Source organism: Streptomyces sp. NPDC039465 (genome assembly GCF_055639315.1).
This window is the reverse complement of sequence record NZ_JBVKAP010000001.1, coordinates 453,087-478,004: the sequence shown is the minus strand read 5'-3', so window position 1 is coordinate 478,004 and position 24,918 is coordinate 453,087. Positions and strand designations below refer to the sequence as shown.

The window sequence follows — 24,918 nt, the reverse complement described above, 5'->3', positions numbered from 1 at the left end:
GTCGGGCGGGGCGCGACCGGTCACGCCCCGCCCCCGGGTCACTGCGCCAGCAGCTTCGCCTCCGCCTCCGCGGAGAGCCCGACCGACGGCCGGTCCGGCCGCTGCGGCGCCACCCCGCCCAGCGACACCAGCCACGCCCAGGTCTCCGCGACCGTCTCAGCCACCGGCCGGCACCGCAGCCCGGCCGCGACCGCCTTGGACACGTCCCCGGCGTGCATCGCGTCGTGCATCTCGCCCGGCGGAAGCCACACCGGCAGGTCGGACCACGGCTCCACCCCCGCCGCGAGGATCACCTCCGGCGCGGTCCACCGCAGCTCCGCCGCCGAGCCCGTGACGGACGGGCCCGTGACCTCCACACAGCTCTCCAGGAGCTCGCCCATGGTGGCGTGGCTGCGCGGGCACACCACGTTGTACGGACCCGACAGCCCCGCCTCGGCCGCATCCAGCGTCCACTCGGCGAGGTCCCGTACATCCACGTACTGCACCGGCAGCTCACGCGGGCCCGGAGCGAGGACGGGACCGCCGCGCGCGATCCGGTTCAGCCACCAGGGCAGCCGGCCCACGTTCTCGTACGGCCCGATGATGAGCCCCGCCCGCACCAGCAGCGTGCGGTCCGCGCCGAACGCGTCGACGGCCGCCAGCTCGCCGCCCCGCTTGGCCTCCGCGTACGGCACGTCCCCCGCGTCCGCGGACCCCTCGACCAGCGGGCCGTTCTCGTCGAGACCGGCGGCCACGGGCCACGCGTACACGGACCGGCTCGACATGTACACGTAGCGCTCGACCCGGCCGGCGAGCAGCCGCGCCGCGTCCCGTACCGCCGAGGGCGCCGCCGACCAGGTGTCGACGACGACGTCCCAGCTTCCCTCGGCGAGCGCCGCGAGCCCCTCCGGCGCGGTGCGGTCCCCGAGCAGCGCCCGCACCCCGGCCGGCGGCTCATGACGGCCCCGGTGGAAGACCGTCACCTCCCAGCCCCTGGCGAGCGCCGCGTCCACCACCGCGCGCCCCACGAATTCCGTCCCACCCAGTATCAGAAGTCTCATGAGGCGACTGTGCCCCCATGGGGCCGCGCTGTGGCGGGATTTGGCTGTCAGGGGAATCGCCAGGAGCGGAAAGATCGCCAAGGTGGTGCGGGGGAGATACGTGTATGGCACCGGTGGGGGCGGGGCTCCCGTGGCCGGAACCGTAGTGGCACGATGTGCGCACCATGACCGATGCCCGCTCGCCGATACGCGCCTTGCGAGCCGCACTTTTCGCGGCGGTGTGCGTCACATTGGCCGCGATGGGGCATTCGTTCCTGTCTGGGCATCAGGTCCCGCCCGGCCCGCTCCTCCTCGCCTTCGCCGTCACCGGCGCCCTCGCCTGGCTCGCCTCCGGCCGCCGCCGCGGCGCCCTGCCCATCGCCACCGGCCTCCTCGCCGTACAGGGCGCACTCCACCTGATCTTCTCCGGCGGCCGGAGCCACGCCGCGATCCCCGCGCACCACCCGGCGGACCCGCACAGTCCCATGGACCCGTCCATGACGATGTCCGCGGACGCGCACGTGGCGGCGATGGCGGGCCACAGCTCCACCGGCATGCTCGCCGCCCACGTCCTGGCCGGCGCCGTCTGCGGACTGTGGCTCGCCCGCGGCGAGGCGGCGTTCTTCACCCTCGCCCACGCCGTCGCCCAGTTCGCCTTCACCCCGCTACGCCTGCTGCTCACGGCCGTCCGCCTGCCCGCCGCCCCCCGGCCGCCGCGCCCCCGTACCCGTACCGTCCGACGCCACCACGGCGTCGTCCTCGCCCACAGCCTCTCCCGGCGCGGCCCGCCCGTACCCGCCGTCCCCCATGTCACGGTCCTCGGAGCGCACATCTGACCTCTGGGGGCCGCTTTCCCCATGTCTACGCCGACACCTAGGACCACGATGGCCATCGACGACCCCGTACGGGCAGCCGACACCCGGACCGACACGGAACGGGAGGCCGCCGAGGCCGCCCAGGCCGGCCGGCCCTCCACCTGGAGCGCCCTGCGCCCGCTCCTGCTGCGCCTCCACTTCTACGCGGGCCTGCTCATCGCTCCGCTGCTGCTCATAGCCGCCGCGAGCGGCCTCCTCTACGCCCTCTCCTTCCAGGCCGAGAAGATCATCTACAGCCATGAGCTGGAGGTGCCCGTCGGCGACCGCGTCCTGCCCCTCTCCGAGCAGGTCGAGGCCGCCCGCAAGGCCAACCCCGACGGCACCGTGACCGCCGTCTGGCCCTCCTCCGAGGACGGCGCCACCACCCGCGTCCTGATGGCCGACCCCGACGTCGAGGAGGGCAAGTCCCTCGCCGTCTTCGTCGACCCGTACACCGCGGAGGTCCGCGGACAGCTCCCCAGCTACGGCAGCTCCGGCGCCCTGCCGCTGCGCACCTGGCTCGACGAACTCCACCGCGATCTGCACCTCGGTGACCTCGGCCGCAACTACAGCGAACTCGCCGCCAGCTGGCTGTGGGTCGTCGCCCTGGGCGGCCTGCTCCTGTGGCTCGGCCGCAGGCGCTCGGCCAAGCGCCGCCTGTTCGTACCCGAGCGCGGCCCCAAGTCCCGCCGCCGCACCCTCTCCTGGCACGGCACCGTCGGCCTGTGGGCCGTGGCCGGTCTCCTCATCCTCTCCGCGACCGGCCTGACCTGGTCGAAGTACGCGGGCGAGAACATCGACGCGGTCCGCGGCCAGCTCGGCGGCGCCACCCCCACGGTCTCGGCGAGCATCGGCGGCGACGCCGGCGCCTCCGAGCACGAGGGCCACGGCGGCGGCCACCACACGCCGGCCCCCAAGGGGCCGGACGTGGGCATCGACAAGGCCGTCGAGGCGGCCCGCGCCGTCGGCGTCGACGGCAAGATGTCCGTCGTCCTGCCCAGCGAGGGCAAGGGCTACGTCGTCAAGGAGACCGACGCCACCTTCCCGGTCCACCTGGACTCGGCGGCGATCGACCCGGCCGATGGCAAGGTCATGGACACCCTGCGGTTCGCGGACTACCCGCTGCTCGCCCAGCTCACCCGCTTCGGCATCGACGCCCACATGGGCGTCTTCCTGGGCCTGTTCAACCAGCTCGCCCTGGCCGCGCTCGCCGCCGCCCTGATCCTGCTGATCGTCTGGGGCTACCGCATGTGGTGGCTGCGCCGCCCCACCAAGGAGCGCACCTTCTCCGCCGGCCGGCCGGTGGGCCGCGGGGCGTGGCGCAAGCTTCCGGTCACGGCCCTGCTGCCGCTGGCGGCGGCGACGGCCCTGATCGGCTGGTTCATCCCGATGCTGGGCATCAGCCTGCTGGTGTTCCTGGCGGGCGACATCGCCCTGGGCCTGGTGGCCAGGGCCCGCGCCAAGGCGTAACGGTCACGGCGTGACAAAAGGGGAGGCCGGTGATCCACCGGCCTCCCCTCGGCTTTGGTCTCGTCTCAGGGCGCGTACTTGTAGCCGACCCGCCGTACGGTCTGGATCGTATGGCGGTGCTCGGCGCCCAGCTTCCGCCGCAGCCGGGCCACATGGACGTCGACGGTCCGCCCGTCGCCCACGTGTCCGTACCCCCACACCGTGGTCACCAGCTGGTCGCGGGTGTGCACGCGATGCGGATGCGCCACGAGATGCGCGAGCAGCTCGAACTCCAGGTACGTGAGATCCAGCGGCTGCCCGTCCGCGACGGCGGTCCGCTGCGCGCTGTCGATCACCACCGGCCCGCCCTCCCCGCCCTCGTCGCCGACCGCGGCCGGGGTGGCCTGTACGGGCGGCTGCTGATCGGCCGGTACGAGCACCAGGTAGCCGATCATCGGCGGCTGCCCCGGCAGGGTGGGCAGGGCGTGCTGCGGCGCCGGCAGCCAGGTCGCCCCCGGCGGAAGGAAGTCGGCGACATCGACCACCTCGTCACGGTCGACGGCACGCAGCCGGTGCCGGCCGGGGGAGGGCAGGGCGGTGGCGGGAGCGGGCAAGGTTCGGGTTCGGGCATTGGCCATGGGAGGTCAGCTCTTTCGCGCGAAGGGACGGACGCAGGAACGTCTTGCGCGTCGGCCGAAGGCCGCGGGATCGACGGTGTCGATCGGGCTTTAGAGGGCCGGCGCGTTCATCGCGCGGCAACACACCCGGTCGAAGTCGTGGTGCTGACGGGAAGGCCAGAACGGCTCAAGGTCGCTACGACCCGTCGCGGTGGTGTTCTGGAGGCTTGCCATGTCCCCATTCAATCAGACGTTCGCCCGCTTGAGCAGGGCTCTCTCGGGGACGGCCCGGGTCTTGGCAGGAACTTGACGCTCCGTCGACTCACTGCGGTCGTCGCACCTGGAGTCCGACATGCCCGACAAACAACCGACTGACGGAAATGACACCGTGATTTGGTAGGTTAATATGCTCGGTCGTGACCAGTCCCACCAGCCTCGACGCCGCTCCCATATGCGCCGAAGGCGACCACAGGGGGCACGCCCGGACCCACCGGTCCCAGGGCATACGCCGAACCCGAAGATGGATCCTCCCGGCGCTGATCGCCGTGGCATACGTACTCCTCCAGATCGTCGGCAAACCGGCCCTCCTGCCCTCCAACGACGCCTACTTCTACGCACGCGCCACCCTCGAAGTACTCGGCGACTCCCGCAAGGACGCCGCGGCCGAGGCGAAGAAGGCCCTCTGCGGCGACCAGGCCCGCCGGGACGTACGGCTCACCGAACGCAACCCCCTCGCCCTGGCCAAGAACGGCGGACGCCCCCACGGCGAGCGACAGGCCCAGTGCGTCGCGCAGCTGCCCAACAAGAGCTTCGCCCCGCCCAGCCCCCGCTACCAGCAGATCTTCGAGACCCGGCCCGGCTATCCCGTCCTGGCCGCCCCGTTCGTCGCCGTCCTCGGCGTCAACGCCGGACTGGTCGCCACCTCGGTCCTCTTCACCGCCCTGGGCGGCCTCCTCGCCTACCTGCTGCTGCGCGCCACCGGAGCCCCCGCCAGGATCGCCCTGGCCGGCCAGGCCCTCTACTACCTGTGCCCGCTCGGCTGGTGGGGCGGCTACCCGATCACCGAAGGCCCTGCCCTCGCCGCGACCACCGGCGTCCTCCTCGGCGCCTGGTGGCTGCTCCAGCGCCGCGCCACCGCAGGAACGATCATGCTCGCGGGCTCGCTGATCCTCGGCACGGCGGTGAAGTACTCGACCTTCCTCGTCATCGGCGCCGCCCTCGCCGCCGCCGCCCTCATCTGCCTGCTGTGGATCGCCGGCACCCGCCACCGCGGCACCGCCCTGCTGCTCACCCTCTCGCTGGCCTGCGCCGCGGGCGTGGCCGCACTCAGCGCCCATTACCAGCTGCCCGGCAGCACCGACACCCTCCAGGACACCTTCACCGGCCACTTCGCCCGGCGTGACGTGGCAGACCCCTGGGGCCTGCTGATCGAACTCAACAGCAACTTCTGGGTCCAGTGGCTCCAGGAACAGGCGCGCGCCCCCTGGCTGTTCGTGGCCCTCGGCCTCGGCCTGTGGGGACTGTTCCGCCGCAGCGCCGCCCTGGGCTGGACCGTCCTGGCCGTCGCCTCGACCGGCGTCGCCGCGGTCATCGCCCACCCCGTCGCCAGCGAGAGCGACCGCCTCATGGTCAGCGTCTGGCTCGTCGTGGTCCTCGGCCTGCCCCTGCTCCTCCAGCGGCTGACGGCCCACCGCGACCAGGCCACCGAGCCCGTCCGTACGGAGCCCGTACGCACCGAGCCCGCGGCCCCGGTCCTCGCCGGCCCCGCCCACTGACCGCCGACGGCCCCCGCCCGCGCATACACAGCGGACGGGGGCCGTCGGTCATCACAAACACAAGGCAGTGAAGGGGGTCAGCGGCGGCCCGTGAGCGCCTTCACCCGGCTCCCCACACCCCACGCCGTGACCCGCCACAGCGCCTCAGCCACGATCGCCCGGCTCATCTTGCTGTCGCCCCGCTCCCGCTCCACGAACGTGATCGGCACCTCCACCACCCGGAAGCCCGCCTTCACCGTGCGCCACGCAAGGTCGACCTGGAAGCAGTACCCCTGCGAAGCGACCTCGTCCATGCCGAGACCCTCCAGCGTCTCCCGGCGAAACGCCCGGAAGCCGCCCGTCACGTCCCGGATCGGCACGCCCAGCATCAGCCGCGAGTAGAGGCTGCCGCCCCGCGACAGAAACTCCCGCGACTTGGGCCAGTTCACGACACTGCCCCCCGGCACCCACCGCGACCCGAGCACCAGATCGGCCCCGGGCAGCGCGTCGAGCAGCCGCGGCAGCTCCTCGGGCCGGTGCGACCCGTCCGCGTCCATCTCCACGAGCACCCCGTACCCACGCTCGATCCCCCACCGGAACCCGGCGAGATAGGCCGCCCCCAGGCCCTCCTTGCCCTTCCGGTGCAGCACGTGGACGTGGTCGTCGTCGCCCGCGACCTTGTCGGCGATCTTCCCCGTACCGTCCGGGCTGTTGTCGTCGGCGACGAGAACATGCGCCTCGGGCACCGACGCCCGAACCCGAGAAATGATCGACTCGATGTTCTCGGCTTCGTCGTACGTCGGAATGATCACCAACACGGTGCCCAGGGGGCCCGTATCCCGCCGACCGGCTTCTACCACTGCTGCATCACCTCGCGTGCCCACCGATCGGGTGAGCGAAGGCCGTACTGGTCCCCGAGAGCATACGGGCCGGAAACTCCTGAAACGGAGGAGGGGCGCCCCGCCGGAATCCCGGCGGAACGCCCCTCCCCAACGGCAGCGAACCGATCAGACCTGGCCGGCCTTCTCCAGCGCCTCGCAGCACGTGTCCACCAGCAGACGCGTCACCACATACGGGTCCACGTTCGCGTTCGGGCGCCGGTCCTCGATGTAACCCTTGCCGTCCTGCTCGACCTGCCACGGGATACGGACCGACGCGCCGCGGTCCGAGACGCCGTAGCTGTACTGGTCCCACGGGGCCGTCTCGTGCAGGCCCGTCAGACGGTCGTCGATGCCCGCGCCGTAGTTCTTGACGTGGTCCAGCGGCTTCGAGCCCTCACCCAGCGACTCGCACGCCGTGATGATCGCGTCGTAGCCCTCGCGCATCGCCTTCGTCGAGAAGTTGGTGTGCGCGCCCGCGCCGTTCCAGTCGCCCTTCACCGGCTTCGGGTCCAGCGTCGCGGAGACCTTGAAGTCCTCCGCCGTGCGGTACAGCAGCCAGCGCGCCACCCACAGCTGGTCGGCGACCTCCAGCGGCGCCAGCGGACCCACCTGGAACTCCCACTGGCCCGGCATGACCTCGGCGTTGATGCCGGAGATGCCCAGACCCGCCTTCAGGCAGTTCTCCAGGTGCGCCTCGACCACGTCACGGCCGAAGATCTCGTCCGAGCCGACACCGCAGTAGTAGCCGCCCTGCGGGGCCGGGAAGCCGCCCACCGGGAAGCCGAGCGGGCGCTCGCCGTCGAAGAAGGTGTACTCCTGCTCGATACCGAAGATCGGCTCCTGCGCGGCGTACTTCTCGTAGACCTCGGCCAGCGCGGCCCGCGTGTTCGACTCGTGCGGCGTCATGTCCGTGTTGAGGACCTCACACAGCACCAGCACGTCGTCGCCGCCACGGATCGGGTCCGGGCAGGTGAAGACCGGCTTGAGCACCCGGTCGGAGGCGTGGCCCTTGGCCTGGTTCGTGCTGGAACCGTCGAAGCCCCAGATCGGCAGCTCCGCCCCGTCGGCGAGGATCTTCGTCTTGGAGCGAAGCTTCGCGGTCGGCTCGGTGCCGTCGATCCAGATGTACTCAGCCTTGTAGGTCACGGGGGCCTCATCCTTTGCGGTGCTGCGGGGTACTGCGCCGGGTGCGTACGGTGCGGGTACGCGATGGTGCGCGGCGGGTACGCGGTATGGGCGCAGCTTCGCAACACGGGATTTCCCGGCCGTTGCCCGACTGTGAACCCCGTGTTACTCAGCTTTCCTGTGTTTCCCGTGTGCGCCGTGCGACCACATGCGCGTCCAGCAGCGAACCGAAGCCCGCCGCCCGGATCCGCCGCACCACCTCGGCGTAGCTGCTGCCCAGGGCCTGCGCCGTCCGCCCCAGATGCCAGTCGTGATCCGCCAGACTCCGCAGCAGATACCCCCGCCGGACCTGGTTCTCCGACAGCCGGAACGTCTTCAGGTACGCCGCCCGGCCCTTCCGGTCCATGATCACCTCACCGATGTGCTGCTCCCGCCCGCCCCGCTGGAACGGCGGCAGGAAGCGGTACAACGTGAAATCCGCCCCCGCCCCCCGGACACCACCCATTCGGTACACCCGCTCGAAGGCGTACGGCGTCTCCAGCAGATCCCGCGCCATCACCGCGTCGTGCGCCGCCGCCCAGGCCCGGCTCTGCTCCTCGGCCGCCGCCCGCAGATCGGCCAGTGAGCGTACGTACGTGTCCCGGATCCCGGCCCTGAACTCCGGCACCGGCGCCCCGAACCACGCGTACTGGTGCACCAGCTCCCCGTACAGGTCCTGCACCAGCGTCGGATGCAGCACGCGGTAGTCCTCCGGGTGCGGCACCACGAACGCCGCCGCCAGCGCATCACCGGCGTACACCATCACACCGCACTGCCCCGGATGGATCTCGAAGACCCGCAGCGCCTCTCCGAGACCCCGCACCTCCCACCCCGCGTACGCGTCCTCCGCGCGCGGCGACAGACCCTGGCGCAGCGCCTGCTGGGACCACTCGTCCCAGACCATGGACGGGCCGCCGAAGTGCAACGCCAAATACCCCTCCAGCGCCAGATGCAGGGGAAGGAACCGCAGCCGGCTCTCGGCCCGCTTCGCGTTACGGACCCGCTTCACCATCCGGTGGTGGCGGCGCACCGGCACACAGTGGTGTGACATGTCACCGAGCCGCGTACCGTACGCCGCCGACTCGCCCCCACCGCCGCCCCCACCCCTCCCGTCCCGGTCCTCGGCGTGCGACCAGTCGGCGACGAAGCCATGCGGAATGTACGAGGCGTACGACGTACCGTCCCCCACGTCCACCACGCCCAGCCCGCCGCCCACGCCGTCGAACCCGGCGCCCCCGCCGTACACCTCCCGGTGCAGACGCAGCCCCGCCACCGGCTCCTCCCGCACCAGCGGCACCAGCCGGATCCCGCCCCACACCTGCGCCGGCAGCACCCGCAGCCCGGTCAGATCGATCCGGCTCACACCCGCACCCCCTTCAAGAACAACTCCACCCGCCGGTCCAGATACGCCCGCAGCTCCCCGAGCCCCGTCCGGCCCTCCGCGAACTGCGCGATCTCCACCAGCGCCGGCAGATCCTCCGCATCCCGGATCCCGGCCGTCGGCACACTCGGCGCGAGCCGCCGCACATCAAAACCATCGGCGTCGTATACCGGGTTCACATGCACCACACTGGTCCGCCGCTCCCGGTCCAGACGCGTACGCCACACCCGCAGCACCTCGCCCGCCAGCCCCGGCGGCGCGTTGTCCCAGCCGTCGGAGACGATCACCAGCCGCTCGGGCGCCGCCTCCAGCGCATCCACGATCCGCACACCCAGCGGCGTCGGCCCCCACGGCCGGACCAGCAACGGATCGCGCGCACCCGACGTCCACCACGGAACGTACGACCTCGCAAGCGCCTCCAGCAGAAAGTGACACCCCAGTGCCACTGCCAGCGGTCGCCGCCGCTTCACCCCCGACCCCGACGCCGAATAACTGTCGTCCAGGACGGCCGCGACCCGGCCCCACGTCCCGGCATACGGCCCCGCCGCCCGGCGCGCGGCCGCCCGCAACGCCCCCGTCAGCTCGGCCCGCCGCGCCACCCGCTCCTCGAACCCCAGCGACAGCACATACAACGCCAGCCGCGTCAGCGGCATCACCGCCAGATCCGCGTCCGCCGCCCGCCCCGAACGCAACCGCTCCAGCCGCGTCATCCGAGGCGCGATCCGCTCCAGGAAGACCTTCCGCTCCACCCCGTGCCGCGCCGCGAACCCCTCCGCGACCGTGAACGGCAGCTCGTAGAGGGCCGCCTGCTCGTAGTGGGCCCGGCGGTACGCGTCCAGGAACCGGTGCTCATACCGCACCCGGCGCCCCGGAGCGAACAGGAAATCCCCCAACTCGCCCCGGTCGAGCGGGAGATGGGCGTGCCGGGCCGCCGCCTTCAGGCCCGGCCGGTACTTCACCGCGTCATGCGCCAGATCCGCCCGCGCGGCGAGCCAGTCACGGACGATCGCACGCGTCCGGCGGTTGTTCACCCCCGCCGCCCGCAGCTCACGGAAGATCCGGTACACCCGCTGCGGCGGCAGCACCGCCAACCGCGCCGCGATCAGCCGCCCCTCCACCCGCTTCTGCTCCGCATCGGCCTCACCGGCCGTCCGCAGCAACTGCGTCACGATCCGCGCCGCGTTGTGGTCGTTGATGTCGAGCGCAAGCGAAGCGGCGTACACAGGGCGGTAGTTGACCCGTACGTACTCGTGCACGAACGCCAGCGACAGCCGCTGCTCATAGGCGTCCGAACGGAACTCCCGCTGCCCCGTGGACGTGACGGCGGAGTTCACGAAGAGCAGGACGTCCTCGGCCGCGATCAGATCGGCGTACGTCTCGGTCATGATGCCGCGCCCCCGTATGCGCCCGCGAAATGTGGCGCCGGCCGGGGAATGGGGGCGCGAACAGCGAAAACACTGCGTTACAAGCAAGTCCCGGAAGTCGCGCCGGAGTCCCGCGGCCGGCCAGGAAAACGTAACACCCCACATTGCACGGCCCGCCACCGCTTTTCCCGCGGTGCCGGGCCGTGGTGCCGGGCCGTGGTGCCGGGCCGACGTGCAATGTCACCGTACGCGCGCCGGCCGGCACGCCCCTCCCACGCCTCGGCGGCTACCCGACCCGCTCGATCCGGGCCTTACGGATCAGGAACTTCCCCGGCTCGCGGACCTGCTCGAACGCCGCGTCGTTCAACAGCACGCAGCTCCCCGACACCGACGTGACCTCGACCGTCGTCGACTTCGCGTTGTCGAGATTGGTCACCTTCAGACGCGTGCCCACAGGGAACTGGTTGCTCGACGCCGCCGGGGCGCCACCCTCGCCGGAGAGTGTGACCGTCGACCCCGCACACACCACGTCACCGGTGACATCACCCCCCGCGCCCCCGGGGCCACCCGCACCGCCGGCGCCTGGGTCCGGCTGCCCCGCCGGCGGCTGCGCCGAGACCGGCGGATCCACCACCACCGGTGGCTCCGCCCCCGCCCCGCCCCCAGACCCGGCCCCCACCGCGCACCCCGACGCCGCCTGCTTACGCCGGATCTCCTCGATCACCGCCTGCCGATTGGCGATCCGCGCCTCCGACAACGCATCCGGATTGGCCCGCTGATCAGCGATGAACCGCTCGTTGTTGGCGAGCGCGGTGGCCAGACCGTCACACGCCACCGACGCCTGACTCGTCCCGGTCATCAGCACCGCCGTACCACCCGCCAGCGCCGCACCCGCCACCAGCAGCGCGATCTTCTTCTTCCGGCTCAACATCCTCTTGCGTGACACGTGTGGCTCCTGTCCCCGGCGCGATAAGCGGCCGGATCGGTTCCGTGTGCCCCTACGTACGGGTAGCAAGCCGGATCGTCTCAACTGCCCCTCACATCACACGGGTCACAACGCATCCCGTAGTACGTCACACAGCGCGTCCACCGCCTCCCCATACCGGTACTCCGGCGGCGTCGCATACCCCACCACCAGCCCGTCCGGCCCCACACCCACCGCAGCCGGATGCCGAAACGCCCCCAGCCCCTCCACCGCGAGCCCCCGCGCAGCAGCCAACTCCACCACCCGCCCCTCACTCCCCGCCGGCAACTCCACCACCGCATGCAGCCCCGCCGCGATCCCCGTCACCCGCACCCCCGGCACCCCCACCCGCTCCGCCAACGCCCCCACCAGCACATCGCGCCGCCGCCGATACCCCTGCCGCATCCGCCGCACATGCCGGTCGTACGCCCCCGACTCCACGAAATCCGCCAGCGTCAGCTGATCCACCACCGACGCGTACTGCTCCCGCACGCCCTTCGCCGCCACCACCTCATCGACCCACCCCTCCGGCAACACGATCCACCCCAGCCGCAGCGCCGTTCCCAGGCTCTTACTCACCGAACCCATCAGCACCACCCGCTCCGGATCCAACCCCTGCACCACCCCCACCGGCTGCCGGTCGTACCGGAACTCCCCGTCGTAATCGTCCTCCAACACCAGCCCACCCGACCGTCCCGCCCAGGCGACCACCGCCGCCCGCCGCTCCGGCCCCAGCGGCCCACCCGTCGGAAACTGATGCGCCGGCGTCAACAACACCGCGCGCCCCCGCACCTCCCCGACCCGCGCACCCTCCTCATCCACCCCCACCGGCACCGTCGCCACGCCCGCCTCAGCCACCAACGACCGATGGAACGGCAGCCCATACGCCTCCACCGACCACCGCCCGCCCACCACCCGCGCCAGCAACCGCAGCGCATGCGCCGTACCCGAACACACCACGATCCGCTCCGGAGCCGTACGCACCCCACGCACCCGCGCCAAATACCCCGCCAGCGCCCGCCGCAGCTCCACCCGTCCCCGGGGATCCCCCGGCCCGAACGCCTCCGCCGGCGCCACCGCCAGCGCCCGCCGCGCCGACGCCAACCACGCCGTACGCGGAAACGACGACGGATCCGGCTTCCCCTGCACCAGATCGAACCGGACCCCGGCCCCCCGCTCCACCCCACGCGCCGGGCCGCCCCGCCCCTCTGTACGCGCCACTCCCGCCGGACCGCCAGGACGACCCGGACCCAGCGGAGCCACCCGCTCCGCCACCCGCGTCCCCGACCCCTGCCGCGCCGTCAGCCACCCCTCGGCGACCAGCTCCGCATACGCGTCGGCGACCGTGTTCCGCGCGATCCCCAGATCGGCCGCGAGCGAACGGTACGGCGGCAACCGCGTCCCCGGCGCCAGCCGCCCACTGCTCACCGCCTCCCGCAGCGCCCGCATCAGCACCGCCCGCCGGCTGCCCGACCCCGTCAGCTCCAGATGCAGATCGGCGCCCAGCGCCTCGGCCACATCGATCCACGTACCTGCCACGCCAGGATTCGTATCAGAACAGCCGCTCCCGCAACCCCACCCAACCCGCCAGTCCGGCCCGTACGGCCGGATCCCGCACCCTCCCCAGCCCGTTCACGGTGCCGCTCGCCATGCCACCCGTTTCGCCACCACTCACGCCGCAACCCCCGCCTCGTCCAGCACAGCCGCCGCATCCTCCTCCGAGAGGGCCGGATTGGCCCCCGCGCCCGCGGCCAGACCAGGAACACCCAGACACTCCCGCAGCCGCGCCACCGGCAGCCGCCGATCCCGCACGGCCTCGTTCCACACCACAGGCTCCGGATCCCGGCTCAGCCGCTCCACCAGCTCCGGCCCCGCCTCCGGATCACGCAGCGCCAGCACGCGGTACGCCGGACGCTCGTCATCCCCGTACCGTGCGGCCAGCCCGGCACGCGGAAAATTGGGATGGTCCGTCGCCATCCACGCCGAGAACGTGCCACCGAGCCACTCGTACACACCCATCAACGCCTCGACCGGAGCCTGAGGATGGTGCACCGCCAACCGCCGGCGCACCTCGAAATCCTCGTCCTCCGCCAGCGCGGCGACCAGATCGGACGGCAGCAGCGGACTCGACGCGGCCTCCCGGCGCAGCGCCACATGCCCGGACTCCGCGGCCCGCCGCAGCACCCGCCCATCGGCCGCCCCCGCCCGTACCCACTCCACCTCGACCTGCCGCCTCGAACCCAACTCCCAGTCCACCGCCGCCCGCCGCTCCTCACTCAACTCGGGCCGCAACGAGACCTGAAGCCGCACCTCCGGGTCCGGATGCACCGCCAGCCGCTCCACGAGATCCGCCGGCAGGGACGGATTGGCGGCGAGCTCCACCGCAGATACGTCCTCGGCCACGAGCCGCTCCGCGTCTTCCCGCCCGAGCAGCCCCCGGCGCGCCGCCTCCGCCACCCCCGCGGCGACCAGCTCGGCCGTCAGCCGCGCGTCCCGGCCGCAGAACCGCAGCGCCGCCAGCCGCCGCACCTCCGCGTCGGGGTCGTCGAGCAGCGCCACGCGTACGCTCTCCGGCACCTCGGCCCAGCCACGGAACGCCGCCCGGCGCACCGCCGCGTCCCGATGCCCGGCCAGCGACGCCAGAAACGGCCCCGGCACGGACCACGACGCCAGCAGACACTCCCTGACCAGTGGCTCGGGGTCCTCCAGAAGCCGCGCGTACACCGCATCGGGCAGCGGCCGCGGCGCCCGCCCCCGCGCGAGCCGATGAACGGGCTCCGGTCCCTCAGCCAGCGCCGCCCGCACCTTCACCGACGGATCGTCGACCAGGCGGGCACGCAGCGCCGGATCCGCCTGCCCGTTCTCCGCGAAGCACCCCCGCACCCGGGCAGACGGATGGGCGACCAGCCGCTCCATAACGGCTCGCGGCAGGTCGTGCCGGCCGGCCACCCGTCCGACGATCTCCGGATCGTCACAGCCGACCAGCCTCAGCAGCAGCCGCCACGAGAGCCCCGGATTGCCGGCCACCCCCCACAAGGCCGACCGGTACACGTCCCCGCCCACAACCCCCACCCCCCGTTACCTGTCGTCCTTCGCGCCCGCCATGAGGCCCAGCACGCCTGACAGGAAGCGCCGCACGGCGGCGACCTCACCGTCGTCGAAGCCCTTCAGCAGCGCGACCGTGCCGTCGATGAGTGGGCCGAAATGCGCCCAGCCCAGCTCCTTGGCCCGGTCCTCCACCCGCAACAGCACCCGCCGCCGGTCGCGCACGTCACGCACCCGCGCGAGATACCCGAGCCGCTCCAGCCGGTCGATCACCGCCGTCGTACCGGCCGAATTAACCCCGAGCTGCCCGCCCAGCCACCCGACAGTGGCCTCGACGCCGGCCCGCTCGGCGTCCAGAAGGCAGATCAACGCGCGTACATCTGTGGCGTGCATACCGTTCTCGCTCGCGAACTCGGCCTGGCGCAGCCCGTACTCGACCGTGACGGCCCGGAGCAGATGAAAGATCTCCCGCTCGGGCCCCTCCTCGGATCCCCGTTCCGATCCCTCGGACAAAAGACCCACCTTCCTTCCACCCGCGTCTGTAACATCTCGCTCAGCGAGATTATTGCCCAGCGAGCCATTCGTCTTGGGAGGCACCCCCATGCCCGCGATGCCCACCAGCGACTTCTTCACCGCGTACGACACCGTCCTCGCCAAGTGGCCCACCGGCACCACCCACTCCGACATCGCCACGCCCTACGGCACCACCCACCTCCACAGCTACGGCCCTGAGAACGGACCGCCCCTCCTCCTGCTGCCCGGCGGCGGCGCCACCTCCACCGTCTGGTACGCCACCGCCGCCCACCTCGGCCGCACCCACCGCGTCCACGCCGCCGACCTCATCGGCGAACCCGGCCGCAGCATCCCCGGCGACCGGCCCCTGAAGACCGCCGCCGACCTGACCCACTGGCTCGACACACTCCTCGACGGCCTCGGCCTGCACACCGCCAGCCTCTGCGGCCACTCCTACGGAGCCTGGATCGCCCTCACCCACGCGCTCACGGCCCCGGACCGCGTCCACCGGCTCGTCCTCCTCGACCCGACGAACTGCTTCACCGGCTTCAGCCCCCGCTTCCTGCTCCGCGCCCTGCCGATGCTGCTGCTCCCCACCCCGGACCGGAACCGCTCCTTCCTGAAGTGGGAGACCAGCGGTGCGTCCCTCGACCCCGACTGGGTACGCCTCGACGGCCTCACCGCCGGCTTCCCCACCACCCGCCCGGTCACCGGCCCTCGCCCGACCCCCGCCGAGCTGCGCGGCCTGACGCCGCCGACTCTGCTGCTCCTCGCCGAACGGAGCAAGGCCCATGACATCCGAAAGCTCGCGACCCGCGCGCACGGCCTCGTCCCCACCCTGGAAACGGCGACGCTGCCGGGCGCCACGCACCACACGCTGCCGATCGCGGCACCGGAGGAGATGAACGCCCGGATCGCCCGGTTCCTGAACGGATGACGCCCGGCAGATCGCGGCTGACCGATGACAACCATCCGATGACAACCATCCGATGACAACCATCCGATGACAACCGTCCGACGACGGCTGACCGATGACGACTGGCGGATGACAACTGACAGATGCCGCACACCGTCAGCGGGACAACGCGTCCCGCACGGCCTCCTCCGTCCGCGCCACGACCGCCGTGCCGTCGTCCGCGGTGATGATCGGCCGCTGGATCAGCTTCGGATGCGCGGCCAGCGCCCCGATCCAGCGGTCCCGGGAGGCGGCCTCCCGCGGCCACTCCTTCAGCCCGAGCTCCTTCGCGGCCGCCTCCTGGGTCCGGGTGATGTCCCACGGCTCCAGCCCGAGCCGGTCCAGCACCTCCCGGATCTCGTCGGTCGACGGTACGTCTTCCAGGTAGCGGCGAACGGTGTACTCGGCGCCCTCCGCGTCGAGCAGGTTCACCGCGCTGCGGCACTTCGAACAGGCGGGATTGATCCAGATCTCCATGCCCGCCACCGTACCCCCGACCCCCCTCCCGCGCTCGGCGCCGAACCGCTCAAAGTCCTTCTGGCCAGGGACGATTGTCAGTGCCGGCCACTAAAATCGTAGGTGAAGGTGAGGGTCCCGGGGAGGGCCCCCACCCCCTTGCACCAGGAGGTCGCCGATGGCTGTTGCCGCGCTCACGACGCTGTCCCTCGAACCCTGGAAGCCGCTGACGAAGAAGCCACTGCCGGCGGGTCTGCCGCGCGAGTGGTACATCAACCACAACCGCCGCCTCAAGGCCATGCGCCTGGCGATCGCCCTGCTCGACTCGGGCGTCTACGACACCGCCCGCGCCCACAACCGAGCCATACGCGACACGGCGGAGCGCCTCGGCATCCACCCGCCGTCCGACACCACCTGCCGCATGGTCCGCGCCCTGATCCGCTACGGCCGCTGACCCGAACGCGAACGCGAAACCCCGCCGCTCTCCGAAGAGAGCGGCGGGGCGCCCCCCGCCGAGGACAGGGGCGTCAGCGCGGACGCCGGGTCGCCAGCCAGAGGCAGATGCTGGGCGGTACCGCACCAGCCAGTCCCGCAATCAGTGCCGTGCCCGCGACCGGCTCGCTGAGCGTGGGCAGCAGGCCGGTGACCCGGCCCGCGGTGGTCGGAACCGTGACCTCGCAGCCCCGCTCGGTTATGGACGTGACGCCGCTTTCGACAAGCAGTCCATGGCCGTCGTCCATGCACTGCTTGGCACCGATGGCGTTGGCCCCGAACCACAGCACCGCGGCCAGTACGGCGAGCAGAAGCGCACCCGCCAGGCCCGCTTTGCGGAGAAGGCGGCTGCGATCGGCGCCTGGGTGTTCGTGTGCGTTCATGCGCGCATCATCCTCGAAGGTCGGACGTCAGCGGTTGGCGGGGCAGTCGTAGGCGCCGTTCGCCTTGTAGGTGGGCGAGCCGCCCCGTGCCCAGTCCGCGCAGCTCGGCACGCGCCAGCCGCGGGACTTGCCGACCAGCGGCTCGGTTCCGGAACCGGGCCGCTCGTAGTTCAGGCCCGTGCAGGAGCTGCCCGGCTCCATGCCGACGTCGTTGCAGTCGTTGCTGATCTTCTGGGCGCCCAGGTCGTACGGGGAGCTGGTCTTGTTGCCCTGCTCGGCGGCGATCCAGAAGTTGTACGCCACTCCCGCGGTGAGCTTCTTCGGGTAGCCGATGCCGACGGAGAAGTCGAGCTTCTGGCAGGAGTCGGTGGTGTCGTCCCAGTCCCAGTAGGCCGCGGCGGCGCTCGGGAAGTTCCAGCCGTACTTCACGGCGTTCCACTTGAAGCCGGTCGACCAGCCGGCCCAGAACTCCGTGTAGGCGCTGTCCGCGCAGTACGGTCGGGTGAGGTCCCACAGATCGGTGTTGTACAGCGACATGTTGTGCTCGTACGCGAAGTCGTCACCGAATGCGGCGACGTCGCTGGCGGAGGACCAGCGGAGGTAGTGCCGGAACTTGCGCGGCATGTCCGTGGGGGACTCGTACGGATTGTTGTACGCCCGCATGGTCCCGTACGACGGCGCCCAGGCGTTCGAGATGCTCGCCGAGGTCGTCGGCTGCTCGACGGAGGACGATGACGACGAGGGCGCGTCCTCGCGGCTTTCCTCGGCGGCCGCCTTCATGGCGTCGCCGCGGCCCAGCAGGGCTTCCCTGGCCCGGGTGGCGTCGGCTGCCTGTTCGAGGGTGCCGAGGGGCAGGCGGTCCACGGACGCGGAGTCCGACTCGAAGGTCTTGGCCTCGGCGAGCACCGGGCCGAGCGCCGTGAGCTGCGCGGCGGGCACCTCGCCGTCCACAACGACCAGGAAGACCAGCGGTTCCACGCCGTACTGGCCGACGACGCTGTCGCGCATGCTTTCGACGGCCTGGTCGGCGGGGACACCGGGGCCCGGCTGGTCGCCTCCGCCGATCTCACCGGTGTAGCGCAGCAGGAGCGGCTGGAGCCCGGCGAGAGAGACCTTGAGCTCGTCGAGGGTCTGGGGTACGGCGAACAGCAGCCGGGTCACCTTCGGCTGGACCTGGGGGGCGGTCACCGTGACGGACGTCGGGGACGGTTCATCGGTGGCCTGGGCACTCGCTGCCGAGGCGGGCAGGAGGGTGAGGGTGAGGCAGCCGGCCGTGGCCGCGGCCCACATGGTCAGGGAACGAAGTCTCATGGGAGTGTCTGCTCCGGTGTGTCGGTGTCGTCAGCTCTTGGTGCGGGACAGCACATCGCCGGTGCGGGCGTCGATCTCGACGCGCTCCACGTCCGGCATTTCGGCCCCGGGGCGGCCGGTGAGGCCGCGGTCGACGGTGACCGTCCAGCGGTCGGCGTTCCAGGTGTCGGCCACGGCGGTGGCGGTGCCCCGGTCGTCGCCGATCGCGGTGCGGGCCGTGTCGATCGCCTGGTGGCGGTCCACCATGAAGGCTGAAGCCTTCCCGGCCGCCGCGCCCCGGGTGGTCGACAGGTAGGTGACGGTTCCGGTACGGCGGTCGGTCTCGACCGTCACCTGCCGCGCGTCCGCGTGCCCGTCGTCACCCACGGGGCGCCACGTCAGGAGAGTGATGGCGTCACCCTCCAGATGGCTGACCGGCTCTTCGGCCACCAGCTGCCAGCTGCCGTCCCAGCCGGCGACATTGCGCTGGACGAACTCCTGCGCGGCGGCGCGGGTCTCGTCCGCGCCCAGCCGTACGTCCCCTTCGGTCGTCGGGGTGCCCACGAGGTCGACCAGCGAGCCGTCGGCGGCCGACCGGTACTCGACTCCCTCGGCGGTCTCGACGGTGGTGAGGGGCTCGCCCTCCGGGCCCTGCGTGGTGGTCGTACCGACCGGTGTCAGGGCGGCGGGGGTGGTGAACCGCGGGGTGGCGACGAGGCGGCTGTTCAAGGGCTCGCCCTCGCCCGCCGGCTTGAGTTTGACCGAGCCGGGGGCGGCCGCGGCGCCTTGGATCACGTAACGGTCCCATCCGCCCGCCGAACCTTCCTTGGCGACGAGGTCGGTACGGGCCCGGGCGAGCGCGGTGGACACGGTGACGCCCGTGGTGGCGTGGTAGGAGAACCGGCTCCAGAAGTAGTTGCCGGAGTAGTTCGTCGTACTGGCCGCCGTGCCGGAGGCGGTCGCCGGGTACATGACCAGGCCGGAGAAGCTGATCGCCGAGTCGATGCCGCGGGAGACGGCGACCTCGTTGAAGTTCCCGAGCTGCCCGGACTGGGCGGAGTAGCAGCCGGCGAGGATCAGCAGCCGCATGTCGTCGACATCGGCGTACGGCAGGTACTCGGTGAAGAACCGCAGGTTCGCGTAGACAGGCACGAGGTCCTGCGTCCGGCCGGCGGCAAGGATCGAGTCCTGGTCGTCCGAGGGTCCCTCATGGGTCTGGAAGATGCCGCCGTTCGAGTGCCCGAACAGCGCGAAGACACCCGAGTCCAGCCCGTCCGTCCACGCGTCGTCCGCACTGCGCCCGGCGGTGTGGCTGGTGCCCGTGTAGCCGGCCGAGCGGGCCGCGTCGCGGAACGCCGTGGCACTGAGCCGGGTGTCCAGACCGTCGTTGAACCGCATGCCGATGCTCGTCTCCTCGACCGCCGCCGCGTGGGCGGGCGAGGTGCCTGCGGTCGAGGCACTCAGAGCGCAGACAAGGGCGATCGGTATCGCGAGCAGCGCACGGCGGCGCTGCTGTCTGCCATGGCTTGTATGTCCCATCAACTCTCCGCTTCTTCTGCCGCACCAGGTGGTGCACTGGTGCTGTCACCTGCTCTACGGAGTCGGGTGGCAGCTCCCTCGCGAAGAAGCCGAAGTTTTTCCGTACCTCGCGCGCGTGGGGCGCGGACGGGACGGGGCCGGGATCAGTCCAGCGGCAAGACCGGCGGAGTCACCGACGGCAACGGGTCGGGCAGCACCGGTACACCGGCGTTCGGCTGTACGACGTCACCCGGCTCGAGCGCCGGTACGGGGAGAGTCGGCACCGAGGGCAGGGGCGGTACGGGCGGTACGGGCGGCAGCGTCGGCACAGCCGGAACCGTCGGCAACTCGGCGACGGGCACGCCGGGTAGCGGCCCCTGGTCGGGTGCGGGGCCACCACCTCCGACGGGCCCTTCCGCCCCGTTCGAGTCGCCGGCGGGCCGACTCACCAGCCCTGGAACGGCACGCACTCCCGGACGCTCTGGGCCGGTGACAGCGGCCGAAGTGACGGCGGGCCGCACGCCCGGCTCTTCAGGGGACGACACGAACACGACGTCCGACCGCCCGTCCCGATCAGGCCGAGAAGCGGGCCCTCCGTCTGCTCCGGGAGTCAACATCAGGACGAGCCCCGCCAGCATCAGGGTTCCCGCGGACGCCAGGACGGCAGGGGACACAGCCGTCGGCGTACCCCCGTTGATACGCGGCCGGCCCCGCCACAGCCCCACGGCCACGGCGGCCAGCGTCGCCGCCAGTGCGGCCCGCAGCGTTCGCCGCGCCCGCCCCAGCAGCGACTCGGCAGCCTTGTACGTCAGCCCCATCCGCTGGGCGACCTGCGCCACGTCCAGGTCCTGCGCCTTCAGCCGCAGCGCCACCCGCTGGTTCTCCGGCAGCGCGGTGCCCTGACGGGCGAGCCACAACGCCTCCGCGTGGTCGCATACGACTTCCTCGTGCGGTACGGCGCTGGGCGCGGTCAGCATGGAGCCGGCACGCCGGCGTATCCCCGTGTCCCGACTGACTTGCCGGTGCTGATCGACGCACAGCCGTACTGTGACCGCGGTCAGCCACGCGCCGAGCCGGTCGCCGTCCAGGTGTGGCCGCTCAGCAGCCCTGGCCATGGCCTCGTGCACCGCGTCCTCGGCGTCCTGCGGGCTCGTCGACCGGCGTCGCGCCACCTTCAACAGTTGCTCGCGGTGGCTCCAGATCTGCTGCCATCGGTCGACACGCGTGCCGGACGGCGCGGATTCCGGAATCTGACGCATACGACACCCTCGACTCTCGTCCCGGACAGGTTTGGGCGGCAATCTAACCCGCGACCTCGCGTGACCTGACCCCAGGGGCTGGTCCCCGGCCGGGCACCGCCCGCCGCACAGAGCCTGGACGCCGGCGAGGGCCGCTCCCGGCTATGGGGTAGCGGCCCTCGCAGCGTCCTGACATCAAGTCAGAGAATCGGCCGGGCGGTGCACACTCGGTGCGCCGCCCCGCTTCTTAGATGTCGAAGTACAGCTCGAACTCGTGCGGGTGCGGGCGCAGCTGGATCGGGGCGATCTCGTGGGTGCGCTTGTAGTCGATCCACGTCTCGATCAGGTCGGACGTGAAGACGCCGCCGGCCTGGAGGTACTCGTTGTCCTCCTCCAGAGCCTTGAGGACGGCCTCGAGGTTCGTCGGGACCTGCGGGACGCCCGCGTGCTCCTCGGGGGCCAGCTCGTAGAGGTCCTTGTCGATCGGCTCGGCCGGCTCGATCTTGTTCTTGATGCCGTCGAGGCCGGCCAGCAGCAGCGCCGAGAAGGCCAGGTACGGGTTGGAGGACGGGTCCGGCGCGCGGAACTCGACGCGCTTGGCCTTCGGGTTGGAGCCCGTGATCGGGATACGCATGGCCGCGGAGCGGTTGCGCTGCGAGTAGACCAGGTTGACCGGGGCCTCGAAGCCGGGGACCAGGCGGTGGTAGGAGTTCACCGTCGGGTTGGTGAACGCCAGCAGCGACGGGGCGTGCTTCAGGATGCCGCCGATGTAGTAGCGGGCGGTGTCCGAGAGGCCCGCGTAGCCGGTCTCGTCGTAGAACAGCGGCTCGCCGCCGGACCACAGCGACTGGTGGACGTGCATGCCCGAGCCGTTGTCACCGAAGATCGGCTTCGGCATGAAGGTCGCGGTCTTGCCGTTGCGCCAGGCGACGTTCTTCACGATGTACTTGAAGAGCATCAGGTCGTCGGCCGCGGCGAGCAGCGTGTTGAACTTGTAGTTGATCTCGGCCTGGCCGGCGGTGCCGACCTCGTGGTGCTGGCGCTCGACCTGGAGGCCGGCCCCCTCGAGCTCCAGGGAGATCTCGGCGCGCAGGTCGGCGAAGTGGTCGACCGGCGGGGCCGGGAAGTAGCCGCCCTTGTAGCGGACCTTGTAGCCGCGGTTGTCCTCGAGGGCGCCGGTGTTCCAGGCGCCGGCCTCGGAGTCGATGTGGTAGAAGCCCTGGTTCGCCGAGGTCTCGAAGCGCACCGAGTCGAAGACGTAGAACTCGGCCTCGGGGCCGAAGTACGCGGTGTCCGCGATGCCGGTGGAGGCGAGGTAGGCCTCGGCCTTCTTGGCGATGTTGCGCGGGTCGCGGCTGTACTGCTCGCCCGTGATCGGGTCGTGGATGAAGAAGTTGATGTTCAGCGTCTTGTCGCGGCGGAAGGGGTCCATCCGCGCGGTCGACAGGTCGGCACGCAGCGCCATGTCGGACTCGTGGATCGCCTGGAAGCCGCGGATCGACGAACCGTCGAAGGCCAGCTCCTCGGCGGGGTCGAACGCCGTGGCCGGGATGGTGAAGTGCTGCATCACACCCGGGAGGTCGCAGAAGCGGACGTCTACGAACTTGACGTCGTTGTCCGCGATGTACTTCTGGGCGTCGTCGGCGTTCTGGAACATCCAACTCCTCCTACTCCCGCCCGGGCCGGGCGGGGCTGTAGCTCGGTCGTGCGGCCAGTGCGGTGGCACACGCTGGACCCGACCATAGGCAGGCGGGATTTCTCAAGCGTGACCCATTTGTTTCACCCAAGTTAACCGGGCCCGGTGCGGGGCGCAGCCCGCGGCCCGGCCGCGGGGTCCGTAGCCGACCCGGGCCGAAGTGATCAAAAACGGGCGCAGTACCGTGGTCGGGTGGACAACAGGCAAGCAATCGGATCATGGCTCTCCGGGCCCCGCGCCGCCGCCGAAGAGGCGGGTGTCGACTTCGGTTACCGGGGCCAGCAGCTCGGTCTGCCCGAGGAGGGCCCCGGCTCGATCGCCCGCCCCGGCCGGCGTATCGGCGCCATCGCCGTCGACTGGGCCCTGTGCATGCTCATCGCATACGGCCTGGTCACCCATGGCTACAACCAGGCCACCGGCAACTGGGCGCTGCTCATCTTCCTGGTGCTGAGCGTGCTCACCGTCGGCACCATCGGCTGCACCCCGGGCAAGCGGCTCTTCGGCCTGCGGGTGATCTCCGTGGACGGCGGCCGCCTCGGTATCGTCCGGGTCCTGGCCCGCAGCGCGCTCGTCTGCGTCGCCATCCCGGCGCTGATCTGGGACCGCGACGGCCGCGGCCTGCACGACCGCCTCTCGCGCGCCGTCCAGGTCCGCATCTAGCCCCACCAGGCACGTGATACGAGGAGGGGCTCCCCGGTCGGACCGGGGAGCCCCTCCTCGTACGTCGTACGGACTCGCGCGTCAGCGCATCTTTCCGCCGCGCGGCATCCGCATGCCCTTGGGCATCGGGCCCTTCGGCAGCGGCATGTTGCTCATCAGGTCGCCCATCGCGCGCAGCCGGTCGTTGGTCGCCGTCACCTGCGGGCCGGAGAGGACGCGGGGCAGCTTCAGCATGGTCGCGCGGACCTTCTTCAGCGGCACCTGGCCCTCGTCGTTGCCGACGACGATGTCGTGCACCGGCACGTCCACCACGATCCGGGCCATCTTCTTCTTCTCCGCGGCCAGCAGCGGCTTGAGCCGGTTCGGGTTGCCCTCGGCGACCAGGACGATGCCCGCCCGGCCGACCGCCCGGTGCACCACGTCCTGGCTGCGGTTCATCGCCACCGCCGGGGTGGTCGTCCAGCCGCGTCCCACGTTCTGCAGGACCGCGGCGGCGGCGCCCGGCTGTCCCTCCATCTGTCCGAAGGCGGCCTTCTCGGCGCGGCGGCCGAAGATGATCGCCATCGCGAGCAGGGCCAGGATGAAGCCCAGGATGCCCAGATAGACGGGGTGGTCGATCGCGAAACCGATCCCGAGGAAGACGCCGAGAGTGACGATGCCGACACCCGCGACGACAAGACCCACCTTCGGGTCGGCCCGTCGGGTCATCTTGTACGTCAGAGCGATCTGCTTCAGTCGCCCGGGGTTCGCATCAGCGTCAACGCTGTCTGTGTTTGCCTTCCTCGCCATGTCCTGAAGTTTACGTGGCCCGCGAAGCGCGGCCAGCCACGGCCTCCATCACATGCTGGGCCTCGACCCGGTCCTTGGCCCGGCGGCGGTCCTCGAGGACGGACGTCCAGGCGTTACGGCGGGCTGTGCGCTGTCCGCCGCGCAGAAGGAACGATTCGACGGCGCGGAGCGCGTCGGTGACGGACGGGATCGCGTTGGCGCGTACGGACGGGATCGCATTGGCGCGTACGTGGGTCGCGGCCTGCATGGTGGAGGTCCTCCCTCAGGTGGATGAGACGAGGTGGGGGGTGCGCGGTTTGCGCCGCGGCGGTCGGTCGCGTTCGTCGCGTTCAGTCAGCCCAGGCTCACTGATTGGTGTTACCAGGACGTGACCGACCGGTCAAACACCAATGAAGCCTTGATGCGCGGCCCCCGCACGCCGACGCGGCCCATACGG

24 protein-coding genes are annotated in these 24,918 nt (G+C 71.5%); 6 read left to right on the top strand and 18 right to left on the bottom strand.

Annotated features, from left to right (window positions below):
• Window positions 1–38: 38 nt before the first annotated feature.
• Complete coding sequence (locus tag ACZ7LT_RS02220; RefSeq protein ID WP_471232960.1) at window positions 39–1,040, bottom strand: NAD-dependent epimerase/dehydratase family protein; 1,002 nt, start codon at window positions 1,038–1,040, stop codon at window positions 39–41.
• Window positions 1,041–1,279: 239 nt separating this feature from the next.
• On the opposite strand from ACZ7LT_RS02220, the gene ACZ7LT_RS02215 reads away from it, so the two are divergent.
• Both ACZ7LT_RS02215 and ACZ7LT_RS02210 read left to right on the top strand, forming a co-directional pair.
• Entirely contained in the window at window positions 1,280–1,855 is a 576-nt protein-coding gene (locus tag ACZ7LT_RS02215) for a hypothetical protein (RefSeq protein WP_471232958.1), read from the top strand.
• A 48-nt stretch (window positions 1,856–1,903) separates the two neighbouring features.
• Complete coding sequence (locus ACZ7LT_RS02210; RefSeq protein ID WP_471232957.1) at window positions 1,904–3,343, top strand: PepSY-associated TM helix domain-containing protein; 1,440 nt, start codon at window positions 1,904–1,906, stop codon at window positions 3,341–3,343.
• Between the two features lie 65 nt (window positions 3,344–3,408).
• On the opposite strand, the gene ACZ7LT_RS02205 is transcribed toward ACZ7LT_RS02210, so the two are convergent.
• Window positions 3,409–3,960, bottom strand: a complete 552-nt coding sequence (locus tag ACZ7LT_RS02205; protein WP_471232955.1) for a winged helix-turn-helix domain-containing protein — start codon at window positions 3,958–3,960, stop codon at window positions 3,409–3,411.
• Between the two features lie 524 nt (window positions 3,961–4,484).
• On the opposite strand from ACZ7LT_RS02205, the gene ACZ7LT_RS02200 reads away from it, so the two are divergent.
• Complete coding sequence (locus ACZ7LT_RS02200; RefSeq protein ID WP_471232954.1) at window positions 4,485–5,714, top strand: hypothetical protein; 1,230 nt, start codon at window positions 4,485–4,487, stop codon at window positions 5,712–5,714.
• Window positions 5,715–5,791: 77 nt separating this feature from the next.
• Here ACZ7LT_RS02200 and ACZ7LT_RS02195 read toward each other — a convergent pair whose 3' ends face one another.
• From ACZ7LT_RS02195 to ACZ7LT_RS02160, 8 genes are all read right to left on the bottom strand, one after another.
• Window positions 5,792–6,508, bottom strand: coding sequence for a polyprenol monophosphomannose synthase (locus tag ACZ7LT_RS02195; RefSeq protein ID WP_471234764.1), 717 nt, complete (start codon window positions 6,506–6,508; stop codon window positions 5,792–5,794).
• 192 nt (window positions 6,509–6,700) lie between these two features.
• Complete coding sequence (glnII, locus tag ACZ7LT_RS02190; protein WP_471232952.1) at window positions 6,701–7,720, bottom strand: glutamine synthetase; 1,020 nt, start codon at window positions 7,718–7,720, stop codon at window positions 6,701–6,703.
• Between the two features lie 148 nt (window positions 7,721–7,868).
• Window positions 7,869–9,101 (bottom strand): ARPP-2 domain-containing protein, encoded by a 1,233-nt coding sequence (locus tag ACZ7LT_RS02185; RefSeq protein ID WP_471232951.1) that lies wholly within the window; start codon window positions 9,099–9,101, stop codon window positions 7,869–7,871.
• Window positions 9,098–10,504 carry a hypothetical protein gene (locus ACZ7LT_RS02180; protein WP_471232949.1) on the bottom strand — a complete coding sequence of 469 codons (1,407 nt, stop codon included), beginning with the start codon at window positions 10,502–10,504 and terminating at the stop codon, window positions 9,098–9,100. The genes ACZ7LT_RS02185 and ACZ7LT_RS02180 overlap by 4 nt, the downstream gene beginning before the upstream one ends.
• Before the next feature lie 265 nt (window positions 10,505–10,769).
• Window positions 10,770–11,429 carry an RlpA-like double-psi beta-barrel domain-containing protein gene (locus tag ACZ7LT_RS02175; RefSeq protein ID WP_471232947.1) on the bottom strand — a complete coding sequence of 220 codons (660 nt, stop codon included), beginning with the start codon at window positions 11,427–11,429 and terminating at the stop codon, window positions 10,770–10,772.
• Window positions 11,430–11,534: 105 nt separating this feature from the next.
• The gene (gene pdxR / locus ACZ7LT_RS02170; RefSeq protein WP_471234763.1) at window positions 11,535–12,896 is read right to left on the bottom strand and encodes a MocR-like pyridoxine biosynthesis transcription factor PdxR; all 1,362 of its coding nucleotides are present in this window, start codon (window positions 12,894–12,896) and stop codon (window positions 11,535–11,537) included.
• Window positions 12,897–13,118: 222 nt separating this feature from the next.
• On the bottom strand, window positions 13,119–14,474 hold the full coding sequence (locus ACZ7LT_RS02165; protein ID WP_471232945.1) for a Mucin-2: 1,356 nt from the start codon (window positions 14,472–14,474) through the stop codon (window positions 13,119–13,121).
• 51 nt (window positions 14,475–14,525) lie between these two features.
• Window positions 14,526–15,005: a MarR family transcriptional regulator gene (locus ACZ7LT_RS02160; RefSeq protein WP_471232944.1), complete on the bottom strand. Its 480-nt coding sequence runs from the start codon at window positions 15,003–15,005 to the stop codon at window positions 14,526–14,528.
• An 88-nt stretch (window positions 15,006–15,093) separates the two neighbouring features.
• Here ACZ7LT_RS02160 and ACZ7LT_RS02155 point away from each other — a divergent pair, with 88 nt between their 5' ends.
• The gene (locus ACZ7LT_RS02155; protein ID WP_471232942.1) at window positions 15,094–15,942 is read left to right on the top strand and encodes an alpha/beta fold hydrolase; all 849 of its coding nucleotides are present in this window, start codon (window positions 15,094–15,096) and stop codon (window positions 15,940–15,942) included.
• Between the two features lie 135 nt (window positions 15,943–16,077).
• Here ACZ7LT_RS02155 and ACZ7LT_RS02150 read toward each other — a convergent pair whose 3' ends face one another.
• Complete coding sequence (locus tag ACZ7LT_RS02150) at window positions 16,078–16,437, bottom strand: arsenate reductase family protein (RefSeq protein WP_471232941.1); 360 nt, start codon at window positions 16,435–16,437, stop codon at window positions 16,078–16,080.
• A gap of 157 nt (window positions 16,438–16,594) precedes the next feature.
• On the opposite strand from ACZ7LT_RS02150, the gene ACZ7LT_RS02145 reads away from it, so the two are divergent.
• The gene (locus ACZ7LT_RS02145) at window positions 16,595–16,870 is read left to right on the top strand and encodes a hypothetical protein (RefSeq protein WP_189200848.1); all 276 of its coding nucleotides are present in this window, start codon (window positions 16,595–16,597) and stop codon (window positions 16,868–16,870) included.
• A gap of 73 nt (window positions 16,871–16,943) precedes the next feature.
• On the opposite strand, the gene ACZ7LT_RS02140 is transcribed toward ACZ7LT_RS02145, so the two are convergent.
• The 5 genes from ACZ7LT_RS02140 to glnA form a co-directional block, all read right to left on the bottom strand.
• Complete coding sequence (locus tag ACZ7LT_RS02140; protein ID WP_471232940.1) at window positions 16,944–17,291, bottom strand: hypothetical protein; 348 nt, start codon at window positions 17,289–17,291, stop codon at window positions 16,944–16,946.
• A 27-nt stretch (window positions 17,292–17,318) separates the two neighbouring features.
• Complete coding sequence (locus tag ACZ7LT_RS02135) at window positions 17,319–18,602, bottom strand: hypothetical protein (protein WP_471232939.1); 1,284 nt, start codon at window positions 18,600–18,602, stop codon at window positions 17,319–17,321.
• 30 nt (window positions 18,603–18,632) lie between these two features.
• Window positions 18,633–20,120, bottom strand: coding sequence for a hypothetical protein (locus ACZ7LT_RS02130; RefSeq protein ID WP_471232937.1), 1,488 nt, complete (start codon window positions 20,118–20,120; stop codon window positions 18,633–18,635).
• Window positions 20,121–20,263: 143 nt separating this feature from the next.
• Window positions 20,264–21,358: a sigma-70 family RNA polymerase sigma factor gene (locus ACZ7LT_RS02125; RefSeq protein WP_471232935.1), complete on the bottom strand. Its 1,095-nt coding sequence runs from the start codon at window positions 21,356–21,358 to the stop codon at window positions 20,264–20,266.
• Window positions 21,359–21,584: 226 nt separating this feature from the next.
• Window positions 21,585–22,994: a type I glutamate--ammonia ligase gene (glnA, locus tag ACZ7LT_RS02120; protein WP_471232933.1), complete on the bottom strand. Its 1,410-nt coding sequence runs from the start codon at window positions 22,992–22,994 to the stop codon at window positions 21,585–21,587.
• Window positions 22,995–23,225: 231 nt separating this feature from the next.
• Here glnA and ACZ7LT_RS02115 point away from each other — a divergent pair, with 231 nt between their 5' ends.
• The gene (locus ACZ7LT_RS02115; RefSeq protein WP_471232931.1) at window positions 23,226–23,693 is read left to right on the top strand and encodes an RDD family protein; all 468 of its coding nucleotides are present in this window, start codon (window positions 23,226–23,228) and stop codon (window positions 23,691–23,693) included.
• Between the two features lie 81 nt (window positions 23,694–23,774).
• Here the strand turns inward: ACZ7LT_RS02115 and ACZ7LT_RS02110 are convergent, their stop codons facing one another.
• Both ACZ7LT_RS02110 and ACZ7LT_RS02105 read right to left on the bottom strand, forming a co-directional pair.
• A complete protein-coding gene (locus ACZ7LT_RS02110; protein WP_471232929.1) occupies window positions 23,775–24,482 on the bottom strand; it encodes a DUF4191 domain-containing protein in 708 nt (235 codons plus the stop codon).
• 10 nt (window positions 24,483–24,492) lie between these two features.
• Window positions 24,493–24,729 carry an SCO2195 family GlnR-regulated protein gene (locus ACZ7LT_RS02105; protein WP_471232927.1) on the bottom strand — a complete coding sequence of 79 codons (237 nt, stop codon included), beginning with the start codon at window positions 24,727–24,729 and terminating at the stop codon, window positions 24,493–24,495.
• Window positions 24,730–24,918: the final 189 nt, after the last annotated feature.